Source organism: uncultured Nostoc sp. (assembly GCF_937863485.1).
Classification (GTDB): domain Bacteria; phylum Cyanobacteriota; class Cyanobacteriia; order Cyanobacteriales; family Nostocaceae; genus Nostoc.
Genome location: NZ_CALMFY010000048.1, coordinates 10618 through 25806, shown reverse-complemented (window position 1 = coordinate 25806; position 15189 = coordinate 10618). Strand labels below are relative to the sequence as shown.

Sequence of the window (15189 nt, the reverse complement as noted above, 5' to 3'; positions counted from 1 at the left end):
AAATAAAAAAGAGACGGGTACGAACCACGTCTCTAGGCGATGGGAAAATTTTTTAAGGGTTATGCTACATCTGCAACCAGCAAGCCATTAACAGCTATGATGATTAACTGTGCTTGCAAAGGAGTATCAAAACAGGGTCTTTCATCTCTATTACAAGGCTGCGCTATCCATTTACCCTCCAGATTTTGATAAAAAGTACCTAACAATTGTGAACCGTTCCAAACTCGATAAAGTTCTCCAAAATCATCGTTTATGGAATCAATTTCTATTTCTGGGGGTGCTGGGTCTGTTAATTGGTCAACGTAGCCCTCAAACTCTAATTGAGCTAAGGCTTGGTTATCAAACTCTTCTTGTACAATCATCTAAGTAACCTCATCAATGGGGTTTTACAAAAGGCGATCGCGAACTCTTCCCGGAGAGCGATCGCTTTTATTTTTGTCTACAATTTAATCTACGTGACGCGTAGAGCTGCGTCAAGTGTAGATTAATAAAACTTAGAATGTTATATATCTACTTGTAGTTTAAACTACTGACGAGTAGATAAATCTACATCTAGCAGCGACTAAACTGGTGATGTAGTCTATGTCTGAGAATCAAGTGATTCGTTGGAAATTAAATGAAGTGATGGCGCGAAAGCGGATTAAGAATAAGGATTTAGCTAAGATACTAGGTATAACTGAAAACTCGGTTTATAGATTGCGTAAGGTTGACGAAATGCCAAGATTAGCACCGGAACGATTGAATGGCATTTGTAAAGCGTTGAATTGTCAACCAGGGGAACTGTTGGAATATTTATCGGATGAAAGTGAAGGGAATGTTGTTTCTCAGGTTGATATAGTTTGAGCGCGATGGATTTACACCCCACGTAGGCAATCGCCCAAATAATTAAATACCAGGAATGGGAAGCAGGATTTTGTGGGATACCAAAGTGTCAAACTGTAACCGCAATGCTTGGGCTATTGTTGAGTCAGTGAGTAACACACCTGCTTCAATATTGCGTTCGTGGGCGGCTTCTGTAAAGTTAGCTGATGTGATCAGTACAGATTCCTCATCTACAATAATGCTCTTGGCGTGGAGAGATGATTTTTGCTTAACATTCAGTGCTAGCGATCGCGAATCGTAAAACACTTCTGGTAGTCTTTTTCCTATCCAAATATCCCAGCGGAAGGTATCTGCAAATTCTCTCAATAAAATTGACTCTGCTGCTTCGCTGTTATGAGGGCGTTGGATGTTAAGAAACATTTGTACATATAGTTCCGGGTTAGCATCCATGCGTTCTGCAAGTACCTGGAATAATTTCCGTGCTTTCTCACCTCTATCAATGGCAAAACTGGAGATGAGAACGCTTTTTTTGGCGTTGCTAAATAGTTCGCGGACAACAACGCTAGTATCACGGCTTTGAGAACCAGTTACCTCTGGGCCAGTCCATACCAACTCAATGCGATCACGTATTTGTTGAGATGCGCTTCGTTCTGCTGCTAGCAAGCGCAGGGTATAAGCAATATGGTTACATTTTACACCTTCAGAAGTTAGATGATTAAGTTTATCAATTACTGTTTGGCTTAAAATGGTGGGTACGTACTTAACGATGGTCGATAGGAGAAAAGGAGGGGATAGCCTACCGTTTTCTAATGCTATTGCTAGTTTCAGCAAAGTTAGGCGGCTCAGTTGCAAAAAAGCCATTGTGTTTATTCTGGGAAAAACTCTGCTCCGAAACCCTCAACTGTGGAGACAACCAAGGCGCGGTCAAGAAATTCATTGCGGCGTTCGCAGGATGTTTCTGCAATCAGTAAGCATCCGTGACAAGCAGAACCGTGTAGAAAACGCTCCTCTTGCTCATTATCTGGTCGATGTTGAGCGCATACTGGGTCATTGGAGCATAATCTTCCTTGCTCTATTGCTACTTCCAAATGGTATTCAATACGTTTGCCAACTTCTACCAGTCCGCCTAATGTCCCTTCTGACCCAGATGAACCCGTGTATAAAAGAATTCCATATCCTGTATCGCCAGCGTAGATGCGTTCGCGGATGGAACTGGCAGCATAGCCGCATTCTAACGATACAGCCACAATTAATAAATGCGATAGAGAATGCAGCATAGTATACTGCAAGCCAGGAAACTTAACTTTTTCTTTTTCCTGGTCTATACCTTTACGCGCACACCAGATATCAAATCCTCTTGATAATTCTCGTCCACGTTTTTTGACGGCTTCTCGCTTTAACCAATCTTCGATCGCTTGCTTACGGAAAGCAATAAATACACCTTCACCTCTATTCTCAATTGCTGGAACCCAAGTGGTTTCAATATCCAACGCAGCACGCCTGACGCTGATATCAAGTTCGCCGTCGATATCTGGCATTTCAGCTTCAAAGCGGGTAAAACCCACCTGAGCAATTACTTCACGCAAGCGATCTACTAAAACAATTCGTTCAATGCGGGAGGAAAAAGCAGGCTGTAAATTATCTAAAGTACGTGACCTAGCGTGAAAGTCACCTTCTGGTACATCTTCCCCAATTTGGACGGCGCTAGAAAGTAGTGTTTCAATTTCTACTTGCTTAATGCTTTTATGTTGGTTAACCTGTCCGTTTTGTCGGCGTTCAATTTCTTGCCAAACAGCTTCATTGCTAAATCCTTCTAAATTTGTGGATACCTTAGACATTAAACTCTTAACAAGAGCAAGTTGTTCGAGTGTTGTTATGTTTTTAAGAAAATCTTCGTAGACTGAATTCACTGCTTTTTGTAAAGCTGCGTCTGAATCAGGCAGGGAAATAACGCTAAGAACTTGTGAAAAATAAGCGTTGCTGGCAGACCTAACTAACAAGCGGTTGTATTCTGGTAAACCAGTCGATTCACGAATACAGAAAGGTTCTTGGGCAAATGAGCCAAGCCAAGGGCGATGTCCCTGACATGGGCCTAAAACTTTACCATTGCGGACTGTTGCATCAGCAAGGGGACGACGTTTTTTACAGGCTTCGCAACGCACATAAATCTCAGCGAAGTCGTTACCTGAACCACCTTCGTCTAACCATAGCTGACCTTGACACTTATTGTCAGAGTCATTATGTACAAAACGATACCAGTTAATATCACTGATATGACCTTTAACGCAGGCTTGGACGAAGCGGACAGGTACAACAGGTATTGATTTTTATATCGAAAGCACGGAGTGGCGCTGTCATCTTAGGATGTCCGAGACGTGCTAAAGCAACGGTAATGGCTGCAATACCTCGATCAATAGCGCGAGGGGAAAAGGGAGTTACGCTGGTAGCTTCCACAGCCCGATAAAATGTTGAATGCCAAGCAAAAAAGCGTTCATAATGAGAGCGATCGCGTGGACGATGAATATTCAGCAAGGTCACTACTAATCCTGGTCTTTCCTCATCTCGTCCCACACGGCTGGTAGCTTGGATATATTCGGCGGCTGTCTTGGGTTGACCAAGAACTACCATTAAACCCAAGCGAGTAATATCCAAACCTACGGAAATCATGTTTGTTGCTAAAACAACATCAACCTTTTCATCTTTATCAAAGGTTGATTCCATTCGCCGCTTAGTCTCTGCAACGTCGCTAGTGCTGACACGGGAGGTTAATTCTTCTGGTTCGTCATCAATTTTACGACCAACAAATAATCCTGATATTTCACCTACTCGCTTACGCTGGCTGTAGCGCACAAGGCCAGAATTTACTTCATCTTCCACAATACGCCGACTACCACCTAGCTCACGTAGGGAATTAAAATAACCTAACAGTGTCATGTAGGGGTCGGCTGGGTTATTAAAATTTTTCTTCCCTCCTTGTTCTAGCCAATACTTCTGGGCTGCGCCTAGTAATGCCAAATAGCTACGCAATAACACTACTTTTAAACTGCGTCCTTGAGCAGTAATTCCTACATAGGTGCGGGCGTTTTTCTCTGTAGCGGGGACGGTTTTGGCAAAGAATGAATCACGTCTATCTGGCCCTGGTGGGGGAAATATATCGACTTCGCTGCGACCAAATAAAGCTTGAATTTGCTTGCTAGCGCGGCGGACTGTTGCAGTTGAAGCAACTATCTTCGGACGAATTTTTTTACCGTCTATCTCTTGGCTGCACAAAGCATCAATCGCTGTTTCGTATAGTCCTACCATTGTTCCCAATGGGCCGGAAATTAAATGTAATTCGTCTTGGATAATTAAGTCTGGTGGTGGTAAATAACCACCAAGGGGTTTCCCGCGACCTAGTTGAGTGGGGCCGTAAAAACCATCATTATCGTAGCGGTCTACTCGTCCAAATAATGCACCAGTTTCTCCCACCCAAGGCAGGCTGGCGAATTTATCTACTGTAGAGATAATGAAACAAGGTAAGCGACGATATATTGGCTCGTCTACGGCGACTATTGGTAAAGGATTATCACCGCGAAAATGACAGTGACGATTGGCACAAAATACGCGTAAGTTTGTTGGTTGATCGGTATTTGGTAGTAATTGGAATGAGTTGCGTTGAAATTCTGCATCGCACCAAGGACACTTTTCTAAGGGGATGGGTGATGGGTTGCTGCGGTTATTGTTTTGGAAGTCGAGAGTCCGCTTTCTAGCACTGTTATCGTCGTTATCTCCTTTTTTACCCATACGGTTGGGTGTTGCTGTTTGTCCCACCCATAGTCCAATTTCAAACGGCCAAGTTCCCAACTTCTGTGGGTTTTTCTGGCGTTCCAATTCTAAGGCGCAAATCATCGTCGCCGCTCGTCCGAGTTGGTCGAGAGTCAAAAGACGCAGGGTGTAGCGCATGAGGACGCTTAAACCAGCCGATTTGATACCGGGATAACGCAGTCGCCGTAGGACGAGGGATAAAGGCTGCGAGTCCTAAGTAAGCTTCGGTTTTACCGCCACCTGTGGGGAAGAATAGCAAATCGACTAATTCACGATCGCCATTTTCGGGGTAAGCTATCCCTACCAAGTTCATCAGTATAAATGCTAGCTGGAAGGGTCGCCATTCAGGTGGCGCAAGACTTTCAGGAGTGATATTTTTGCCGTGAGTAGCACGTTGACGGATATACGTAGCAATAGCCCGGTTTCCTATTTGAAATGCTTCAAATATTTGTGGATCATTTAAGGCTTTGATACCAGCGTCGATGCGCTTGTTGGCAATTTCTGCACGGCTTAGTAAACCTATGGCGACATTTAACCGCTTGGGTTCGGTGGGACATTTTGTGCGCTGTTCCTTAATCCAATCAGCGTAAGCATCCACCATTGGACTCAGCATATTCTGCAATGCTTCTGGTGTGGGTGCGTTGGCTAAGGCTTCCATTCCCAATTCAACGTTTTTTACTTGGGTGGCTATCACCTTTTCCACATCAGCAGTTGGTATCCAAGCGGTACGCACTTCCTGACAACTACCATCGGGATTGGTTAGTGCGATCGCAGAAACGTTATGACCTACCGCATATTCATAATCATTGCGGTATTGTAAATTAGCGACGTTTTCATCCCAATCATTATTATCTCGTCCGTGTAAATTGGGACGGGCTACTAATGGTTCTGGGGTATGGATGATTAAACTAGCTTGAAAAATATAGCTAATATCGCGCTGTTTATCGGAGGTGGGGAGGCGATTATTGACTAGAAATACAGAAACGGAACGAGTTCCAGCAGGTACAAGTTCTTTGGATGTTACAGTCCGGATGGAGATGACGAGTTGTAAACCGTTGCTATCAGCTATGGGAATAGTTTTTGTAGATTGGTTTTGATGAAGCGGTAATTTTAATTGTTTAGGACTACTTAAACCTAAACCCAATTCTAGTTGTTCGGGATTGCGATCGCCCATTAGAGGAACAGTGATTTGGACTTGGCGTGGAATCCGCTTCCAGCATCCCAATAAACTGTTATTTGATTCCTCTTGGGGGGTTGTCGTTTCTATTTCCAGGGGTAAAACAATTTTCTCCTCACCAGAATCATTCTGAGATTCTGCTACAGAATGATCTTTGATTGGGAAATAATCACCCCATTGCACTGTGAGATTAAGTTGACTGGCATTTTCAGCAACCAGTAAACTTAAACCCATCGATGAAGGGAAAAAAGCTTTCTTGGCGAATGGTTTGTCTGGGACATTTTCATCTTCACCCGCGCTACCGCCTTGCATTACGTCTAAATCATCATCGCCAGTATCATCTCCACGCTGTTCGATGGGTGCGCCATGCGGAACAAGAAAGCCTGTAAGATACCACTTTGATGGTGCTTGGTCGAGAATTTCTTCTGCATGGTCGATATCATCAGGGGTAGGGCCTATGAGGTCGAGTTGTAAGGCTTCGATGAGGTGCGATCGCACTTCGTTAGGAGTAGCTGAGATCATCATGTATACTTTTTAACTCTTGTATAACAGATAAAAATAACCATTGACTGTACATATTCATAAACAAATCGAAAACTTGCCCTTAATCGTGCTTTATAGTACAATTGTTCTATATAAAATTAGACTCAAGCAAAGTGTTCCATTAAATAAAAACGTCAAAACCCTTAGCAGAATAGTTTTTTATTAAATTTCATCATCCTCTGACAAACTTTTACAAACAACTTAAAATTCTTGTCTGATTAAGATTTACAATTTAAATATCAGTGATTCACCCCAAGACTGAATCAAATCATAATATAATGCAGAATCCACTGCATTTACTTGGGGGAAGCTTTGCGTTTTATCTTTAAGAAAAAGAAACTCGAAGCACTTTATACAGAAGAAAAAGATGCTCATAAATACCCAGGTGTGGTTGATGACTTTTTTGAGGTGATGGCGATTATTGATGCTGCTGTAGACGAACGAGACTTATATGCTCAAAAGGGATTGCGATTTGAAAAACTGCAAGGAAAACGAGGGAAAGTAGGACAGCGTTCCTTACGTTTAAATGACCAGTGGCGCTTGATTTTGACAGTGGATAAAGATGAACAGGGTAATTACCTGACCATTATCGATATTGAGGATTACCACTAACCGATACAGCAGGGGAGACAAGAATATGAGCCAGAATTTAACACCAGCAAGAGTACCAACACCTGGAAAAATTTTAAGTCGAGAATTAGAAGCGCGTGGCTGGACGCAAAAAGATTTAGCTGAAATTATTGGTCGTCCAGTTCAAACTATCAACGAAATTATTCGGGGAACCAAGCAAATTACACCAGAAACCGCGATCGAATTGTCGCAAGCTTTGGGTACTTCTGCTGAGTTTTGGACAAACTTAGAAGCAAAATATCGGCTTCATCTAGCGGGAAAAGAAAAAAAGGAGGAGGAAAAGGAGAAAAGTATAACTCGTAAAAGTCAATTATATACAATTCTTCCCATGTCTGAAATCATCAAAAATGGGTGGATAAAAAAAACAGATTCAATTGATAGTCTAGAACAGCAAATATGCAATTTTTTCTCCATACGCTCCTTGGATGAAATACCCAAGTTAAGCGTTAATTTTCGTTGTTCGGAACATAGAAGACCAGAAGATATTTCTCGCATAACTTGGGTAAAACGAGTTGAGAATCTAGCTAAAGAACGGAAAATTAGAAGCTTTGACCGCACAAAGTTAGAAAATGCCATACCAGAAATTCTTGCTTGTGCCGAAAAAGTAGAAAATATTGTGCTAATTCCTAAATTACTAGGAGATTTGGGTGTACATTTTGTAATTGTGCCGCACTTGAGTAAAACCTATTTAGATGGTGCAGCTTTTTATTTAGAAAGTAACCCAGTTATTGCACTGACACTGAGATATGACCGAATTGACTCATTTTGGTTTACTCTCATGCATGAGTTAGCACATATATTTTTAGGACATCAAGGCAGCTACTTAGACAATTTATACGCTTTAGAAGAGAACGAAGAAGAAACAGACGCGAATCAGAAAGCCGCTGAATGGTTAATACATCCTCAGCGATATAAGGATTTTATTACCAGGAGCAAAAAAGTCTTTTCTCCTAAAGGCATCGAAGAATTTGCTCATACTCAAAGCAGGCATCCAGGCATAATTATTGGTCGCTTACAACATGACAAATTAGTTCCTCATAAAAATTTAAGAGTGTTACTAGTAAAAGTCAGCCCCTTTTTCCAAAATTCGATTGATAATTAGTAGTGCGGGCATCTTGTCCGCTATATAAATATAAGAAAAACATACAACACAAAAGTTTATTTTTTTTGAGAGACAAAGTTGTATTACTCAAAAGTATGTTTTTCGTGTCAAACCCTAAACATTATCCATCCCCGGAATAGTTACCGGATGATTTTTATTTTTACTATTTTTGCGTCCTTTTATCACTTTTTCTCCTTTCCCCTTACTCTTAACCGCAGCCTTACCGCCTAAGATTTCTGCTTCGGCGCGTTTTTGGTTTAAATCAAGCAACCGTGCTAAAACTTCATCGTGGATTTCTTCGCGCCAACGATAACGCCAGGGTTTTTTCTTTTGTCGTCCACTGCTGTTTTCTGTGTCTTCTTCCTCCTCGTAGTCGAGAATAAAATCGCAGTCGGTGGAGATATCTGACCAGCCGTAAGCGTCGAGGACGGCTTTATCCATTGCGGTGTGGAGTTCGCGGAGTTTGAGGATTTCAGGGTCGTATTCGTCGGGGTCGTGGAAGCGGTTGTAGGTGTCGGTGAGTCCTTGGTTGTTGCGAACCATTAAGGCGGCGCGGTATTCGTAGTATTCTTTACCTATGGCTTCTAGGGTGGGGTTGGTTTCCCAGTTTTCGGGGAAGGGGAAGGTTTGAAAACAGTCGGTAGGAGTGTAGCGAAGGTCATCTTTCATAGATGAACCGAAAAAGCGTATCCAAATTTCATGAATGCGAGATTGAAGGGTGCAAAATGCAGAGTCAGTAGGGAGTGCAAAAACTGCTAAGGCATGAGAAAAGATTATATTGGAAGATAAAAACGCAAATGATCCGTGTTGACCAACACAAGCAATAACTAATACACGTTCGAGAGGTGTAATCGCTTTATACAAAGCTGATTGTTTTTCTGCGTATTGCCACCACCGCGTTTTATAAGCATCACGTTTTAAATTTTGACGTTCAGGCTTGACTTTTTCCTCTACAATAGGCACGGGGTGTATAATGAGAACCACTACGTCGCCGTTCTTCCCCTGGTTGCAAATACAATGAACCAGCAGTCAATAAAGCGGGAGTTTGCGGCGATATCTTCCGTCCTAAAGCTGCAATTAAATCCTCGGCGGTTTTCACTTGCTTTAACTCAGTCAGTGATTTACCGGACATTTCACAACCTGCAACTTCTTTTAAATACTTCGCCCTGTCATTGGCTTTGATGTTTAAAACTTCATCAACGCTAACAACCACAGTTACAGAGGTTTTCGCACCCTTGGGTTTACTCCATACACCAATCGATTTTGAGGTAGCATTGTTTACTTCATAACCCATTATCGCGGAGTAAACCGAGCCAATCTGCTCTACATCTAAAGCCCGATAAGATAGGCGTTCACCATCAAGAACAAGTAACCCTCGCAATACCTCATGAACTACGCTATCCGAAATCCGTGGCGGTTCAATCAACTCCCATTCTTTATAGGTAGTATTGCGAGAACGACCTTCTAAAAATGCGTACTCATCCGGGTCAAAAACCTGTCCGTGACGTGCTGGCAAATATAAATCAGCATGACAGCCGCCATCGTAAACCAAGCGAAAAAGACTGAGTAACCATGCCCAAGCACCATAACGCTGTTCCATCGTGTCAGGATAGTTACCCGCATCCTCGCGCAATCTCTCATACAGCCCAGTTACTGAATAGTTGCGCGTGTAAATCGAACCCTGCGGCATCAATCCCTCATCTTCCGCATACAGCAGAAACACCAACCGCAGCAAAACTGTAATTAAGCCACCGTAGATATGTTGGGGGTCATTTTGGGCAATGTCATCAAGCAAGAGTCCGTTAGCAGTTGCATTTGCAGTTTGAAAACCACGCAGTAATTCCCACAGCGCATCAACAACCTGTTCTGATAACTTGGTAGAAACTTCGTTTTGGTACTTACGGCTATTTTGCAGCAACGCTACTAAACGGCGGTCAGTTGGCGCATTGAACACTCGCTGTTCTTCCAATAACATCTGCATTGCACCCAAAATTAACCGTCCCGATACTTCGCACATCGCCTGTACCGGAAAGGTCAGGTGTCCTTTCTTGCGTGGCGGTCTTAAAGTATCAAGAGTATTCGCCCACGTCGGGTCTGCCCGTTGGTCAAGGGGTGGAAGCGTCCAGCGTGCAGTAGCCGAATCTTGCCAAGCTTCTTGACTATCGACTGGGGCCAGAGGAGTTGTACCGAGAATTTCCAAAGAAGCGGAAATAGCATTGCGGAAGTGTTCATCACTCAGTCCCAACCAATCCCGCGACGTTTTCAGCATCTCCTGTAACTGGGATAATTCCTTGGTTAATTCTTCCTTCCGCAGTCGATTTTCTTCGAGTTCCTCATTAATGACTGATAAGTTAGGTAAATCAGCTTGTTCGATGGATACAGTTATACTATTTACCTGATTGTGGCGAATACCACCTTCTAATAACCGCGATAAATTCTTCTGCACAACTGGCGAAAGCGTTCCCAATTCTTTTTGAATTGTTTCGGTCTTCTTCACCAGCACTTTCAATACTTTGTCCTCTGTCCGTTGCGCTAAAACAAAGTAGTAGCAGTGAACAACAGGCGATCGCTGTAATTTCCTGTCAATACGTCCGTTACGCTGCTCCATCCGTGATGGATTCCAAGGCACATCAAAATGGAATAGGTCAGCACAATTGTTTTACAGATTTACTCCTTCCCGTGCTGCATCCGTGGCTATGAGAATGCGGAGGGGGTGACGTGATGGGTCGGAGTTAAAGGCATTTTTAATGGCTTCCCGGCGTTCTTCGCCAATACCGCCATGAAATGCATCAATGCGTTCGGCGTTTCGCCGTAGCGCTTCGCTATCGCGTTCTCTATCTAAGCCTGCGTTAGTCGAAGACTTTGGCGCAGCCATCGCTTCTTGGAGTTTTTGCTGCAAGTAGCGTTTTGTATCTGTGTATTCAGTAAATATAATGGCTCGTTTATCTAACCAAGTAGCATTAGGTTTACCCAAATCAGGACAGAGATTTTGTTTAATCCAAGCCACCAACTTTTCAACTCGTGGGTCTGCTTGATATCTAGCTTGGTTGGCTACATCGGTCATCTCTTCTAAAATTTCCAATTCCCGACTGCTTAACCCAAAGCTTGCAGCCTGTCCAGTCGCCACCGTTACCTGAGTATCTTCTTCTGCTTGTACATAGGAATAACTCGCCGTTCGGGAAACTCTTCGCCAATCTCCCGTAAATCTTGCTTTAACCGCCGCACCATCACCGTATCTAAAAGCTTGCGATCGCGCACGGGTACACCTCGACAAAATCGTTGCGGGTCGAGGATTTCCAGCAAAGCTGCAAAGCTATTGGAATGTCCATTATGGGGCGTAGCAGAAAGAAACAGCTTATGTTCAAACCTTGGGGCTATATCGCGGACGGTGCGTGTGAGTTGAGAATCTACAGCATACTTCGTACCACTGGCTGGGGCTGCGTTGTGTGCTTCATCAAGAATCAGCATTGATGCGCCTGTAAAATCTCCCAACCAATCACGCAAAGGAGCAGCATAGGTTTCATCGCGTAACAAAGCATGGGAAATAATGAAGCGGCTATGAGTTGTCCAAGGGTTAATTCCATAACCGCGTTCTTGACGACGACTAGCTACAAACTCACGATCAAAAATTACAAAAGTTAGCCCGAAGCGGCTTTCCATTTCTTCTTGCCATTGCCGTACAACCGACGGCGGACAGGAAATCAAAACACGGCGAACTTTTTGCCGCATCAACATCTCTCTTAAAATCAGACCTGCTTCTATGGTTTTCCCTAAACCAACATCGTCAGCAATAAACAAAGCAACTCTAGGCATTAATAAAGCCTTGCGTAGCGGTTCAAGTTGGTAAGCCTTGACTTCAATACCTGCACGGTATGGTGCTTGAAACAGTTTTGGGTCAGTTGAGGTAACGCAGTTCCAGCGCAGAGTATGGAGATAAGCCGAAAATAGACGGGGATTGTCAAAACCTCGGTTTGCTATGGACTCCCACGAAGTTTTACCTATGACTTTGGCATCAACTTCTCTTTCCCAAAGAACTTCTAACTGTTCTCCTAACGCATCATCTTCCAAACACGAAAGGCAAACTAAAGTGTCTTCCTTCACCAAAGGTTTAGCCACTACATCTTCTACAAGATACTGCCGCGATCGCACTCGCACAATTTGACCAGTAACAACACTCATCCCCTACACCCCTTTACCCTGTTGGAACCCCTACACCAATCACAGAGAAGCTATTTTTTGCATGAAAAATTACCTGTTAAGCGATCGCTCACAGTTGCAAATCCGCAGATTTTAAATGAGTATAAAAATTTAGTATCTAAAAATACTTATAAATTTAATTACCCAAAAACTAATGTATATTTTAATAGTATTTTTATTTACATTATTTAAACTATTTGAATCTATTTAATGAAAATATCGATATATTTCGCCCATCAAAACCATACATACTTATGGTTACAAGCGTGAGCAAGTATACCAATTGGTCTGTTCAAAATATAGCAACACATCCTTGAAAATGCACTAGTATTAATACTGAGTATTAATATAATTTTCAACCCAGTTAGTCAGACTTATATGTGATTGTGGTAGTCAGATTTGATGAGAAATTGCGATCGCATTGCACAGTTTATTGAGGATTTTGATAGGAATTACCGGAACCAAAATGGTTCCAGAATATAGCCGCCATTACGAAGAATTAGTTAATCCAAATAAAACGTCTGTTGCTTCTAACTGACTCTATTTGTCACTAGACGTAGACTCATATTTTTTCAACCATTCCTTAATAGCCTCCTCCAATGCTGCTGTCTGAGTTATTTCCAGACGGGCGCAGGCAATCTCGAATGCAATTTTTAAACTTTTAGGGATTCTTCCCCGAACCTCTCGTGTTTCTTCAGTCATCCCAATACCAAGTCTTTGTTCGGGCTTAATTTTGACACAGCATTTTAATAAAAATACATTTGAGCTACAAAGCTTTTACGCTATTGCGCTTTTAGTTTATCTCGATGTGCCCTTGCCTATCTACTCAAAAATAACTGTCAGGTTAGTGAGGTTGATGAAGATCCCGACCAATATGCTAAGAGTAGGCGCAAAAAAGAAATAGAACTTGAACGTTTAAAAAATCAAATCAAAAGTCGGAAACCCAAGGGGCGAGATTTAACAGGAGAAAAGTGGCTGAAAACTTTGTTAGAGGTGGTTAATAAAGTCCCTCAAAATGAAGATAAAGCTAAATCTTGGCAAGCTACCCTGCTGAGAGGAAATAGCTATATGCCATATCCCATTGACTATGAAACCAATACAGACCTAACTTGGTTGACAAATGATAAAGGTCGTATCTTTGTCAAATTTAATGGGATAATTAAACTAATGAATGAACCTAAATTTGAGGTTTATTGTGATTCTCGCCAGCTTCATTATTTTCAACGCTTCTGTCAAGACTGGCAAATTTGGCATAATGATGAAACATATTTTTCTGGGTTATTTATTCTACGTTCTGGGCGTTTGCTCTGGGAGGAACAAAAGGGTACAAAGGAACCGTGGAAAATTCACCACTTGATTCTTCAATGCTCTATAGAAACACGTTTGTGGGCACAAGAAGAAACAGAACTAGTTCGCCTTGAAAAAATCAACCAGGCTGACAAAACTATCAGTAAAATGGAACAAAAAGGTAGTTTAAAGAAGAATGATGTAACTCGTCTAACAAAAGAGTTAACCACGAGGCGTAAACTTAACATCCCCTTCCCTGGTCGTCCCAGTAAACCTCTGTATCAAGGAAAATCTAATATTCTGGTTGGTGTAAGCTTGGGTCTAGATAAACCCGCAACAGTTGCTGTGGTAGATGCTGCCAACAATAAAGTTCTTACTTATCGCAGCGTTAAACAATTACTGGGTGATCACTACAATCTTCTCAACCGCCAGCGACAGCAACAGCAACGTCTTTCTCACGAACGCCACAAAGCTCAGAAACAAAACGCGCCAAACTCATTTGGCGAATCAGAGTTAGGGCAATATGTTGATAGATTACTGGCAGATGCGATTGTTGCGATCGCCAAAACCTATCAAGCAGACAGCATAGTTATCCCAAAACTCCACGATATGCGTGAGCAAATCAGTAGTGAAATCCAATCCAGAGCAGAGAAGAAATGTCCTGGTTACAAGGAAGCTCAACACAAATACGCCAAAGAATACCGTATGAGCGTTCATCGCTGGAGTTACGGCCGATTAATTGAGAGTATTAAATCCCAAGCTGCAAAAGCCGGAATTTCCACTGAAATTGGTACACAGCCAATTAAAGCCAGTTCACAAGAAAAAGCGCGAGATTTAGCCGTCTTTGCATATCAAGAACGTCAAGCTGCTTTTATTTAACTCACTAATCCGAACCTTGAAAATATAATATTGTTATAATAGCGCCGCAGTTCATGCTCTTTTAAGCCAATGTTCTGTGTAAAATCTGGGTTAGTTTGGCAGTTGGAAGACTGTCATGCTTTCTGGCCCTGGTAGCTGCCCGCTTCTGATGCTGCCATCTGTAGAATTCTATAGATGGGATAGGTGCGCTCCCAGCAATAAGGAGTAAGGCTTTTAGCCGTAGCCGTTATTCATAACGGTGTGGATTACTACAGTGGTGGCTACTGAATCACCCCCTTCGTCGGGGGAACCCTCCTAAATATTTTTTTGGCGTGTCAAAGCGGGGGCAAAATCCCTGGAGTCCCGCCAAAAGTTCAAAACCCTTATCCAGTCTTGACTTAAGAAACTAGTATGTCAATGTATTTAGTTTTTTAATTTTAAGTTCAAGACTCTTTTTAGCAGACCTGCCAAATTATGTGTATGGAAAGCTTTTATAGCAAGGGTTCTAGACGGGTCGAGTTTCAACAACCATCCCGACTAGAGGTGGGTTGAAAGTTGGCCCCTCTCTGCGTCACCATCTTTGTTCATGGTGTTTCAACAACCATCCCGACTAGAGGTGGGTTGAAAGATTTCTCTCCAAGGTTTTGTTCAGTTTACTCTGAAGGTTTCAACAACCATCCCGACTAGAGGTGGGTTGAAAGAAAATATTACTTAAACATAATTTTGAAAATGAGTATTTTAAAACAAAAATCCATCGTAATTGTTCTTT

Annotated in this window: 9 protein-coding genes, 2 pseudogenes and 1 CRISPR repeat array; of the genes and pseudogenes, 4 read left to right on the top strand and 7 right to left on the bottom strand. The window is 42.4% G+C overall.

Going from position 1 to position 15189, the window contains the following annotated elements:
- Positions 1-59: 59 nt before the first annotated feature.
- Positions 60-362 (bottom strand): hypothetical protein, encoded by a 303-nt coding sequence (locus tag Q0541_RS07295; RefSeq protein WP_298907596.1) that lies wholly within the window; start codon positions 360-362, stop codon positions 60-62.
- 220 nt (positions 363-582) lie between these two features.
- Between Q0541_RS07295 and Q0541_RS07290 the strand changes: the two genes are divergently transcribed.
- Positions 583-843: a helix-turn-helix transcriptional regulator gene (locus tag Q0541_RS07290; RefSeq protein WP_152590402.1), complete on the top strand. Its 261-nt coding sequence runs from the start codon at positions 583-585 to the stop codon at positions 841-843.
- 42 nt (positions 844-885) lie between these two features.
- On the opposite strand, the gene drmC is transcribed toward Q0541_RS07290, so the two are convergent.
- From drmC to Q0541_RS07270, 4 genes are read right to left on the bottom strand one after another with little or no spacing between them, the layout of a single operon-like run.
- Complete coding sequence (gene drmC / locus Q0541_RS07285) at positions 886-1683, bottom strand: DISARM system phospholipase D-like protein DrmC (RefSeq protein ID WP_298907585.1); 798 nt, start codon at positions 1681-1683, stop codon at positions 886-888.
- 5 nt (positions 1684-1688) lie between these two features.
- Positions 1689-3086 (bottom strand): DUF1998 domain-containing protein, encoded by a 1398-nt coding sequence (locus Q0541_RS07280; protein ID WP_298907665.1) that lies wholly within the window; start codon positions 3084-3086, stop codon positions 1689-1691.
- 16 nt (positions 3087-3102) lie between these two features.
- Positions 3103-4710, bottom strand: coding sequence for a helicase-related protein (locus Q0541_RS07275; protein ID WP_298907583.1), 1608 nt, complete (start codon positions 4708-4710; stop codon positions 3103-3105).
- Positions 4646-6328 carry a hypothetical protein gene (locus tag Q0541_RS07270; protein ID WP_298907581.1) on the bottom strand — a complete coding sequence of 561 codons (1683 nt, stop codon included), beginning with the start codon at positions 6326-6328 and terminating at the stop codon, positions 4646-4648. Before Q0541_RS07270 ends, Q0541_RS07275 begins: the two co-directional genes overlap by 65 nt.
- A 330-nt stretch (positions 6329-6658) precedes the next feature.
- On the opposite strand from Q0541_RS07270, the gene Q0541_RS07265 reads away from it, so the two are divergent.
- Entirely contained in the window at positions 6659-6958 is a 300-nt protein-coding gene (locus tag Q0541_RS07265; RefSeq protein WP_298907578.1) for a type II toxin-antitoxin system RelE/ParE family toxin, read from the top strand.
- A gap of 25 nt (positions 6959-6983) precedes the next feature.
- Positions 6984-8078 carry a HigA family addiction module antitoxin gene (locus tag Q0541_RS07260; protein ID WP_298907575.1) on the top strand — a complete coding sequence of 365 codons (1095 nt, stop codon included), beginning with the start codon at positions 6984-6986 and terminating at the stop codon, positions 8076-8078.
- Between the two features lie 114 nt (positions 8079-8192).
- Here the strand turns inward: Q0541_RS07260 and Q0541_RS34345 are convergent.
- Both Q0541_RS34345 and Q0541_RS07245 read right to left on the bottom strand, forming a co-directional pair.
- Positions 8193-12257: pseudogene (locus Q0541_RS34345) on the bottom strand (DISARM system SNF2-like helicase DrmD).
- Between the two features lie 558 nt (positions 12258-12815).
- On the bottom strand, positions 12816-12977 hold the full coding sequence (locus Q0541_RS07245; protein WP_298907570.1) for a hypothetical protein: 162 nt from the start codon (positions 12975-12977) through the stop codon (positions 12816-12818).
- A gap of 105 nt (positions 12978-13082) precedes the next feature.
- Here Q0541_RS07245 and cas12k point away from each other — a divergent pair.
- Positions 13083-14441 (top strand): annotated as a pseudogene (gene cas12k, locus Q0541_RS07240) (type V CRISPR-associated protein Cas12k); the annotation flags it as partial.
- 497 nt (positions 14442-14938) lie between these two features.
- Positions 14939-15122: direct repeats of the CRISPR family, unit length 37 nt; unit sequence GTTTCAACAACCATCCCGACTAGAGGTGGGTTGAAAG.
- Between the last annotated feature and the right edge of the window lie 67 nt (positions 15123-15189).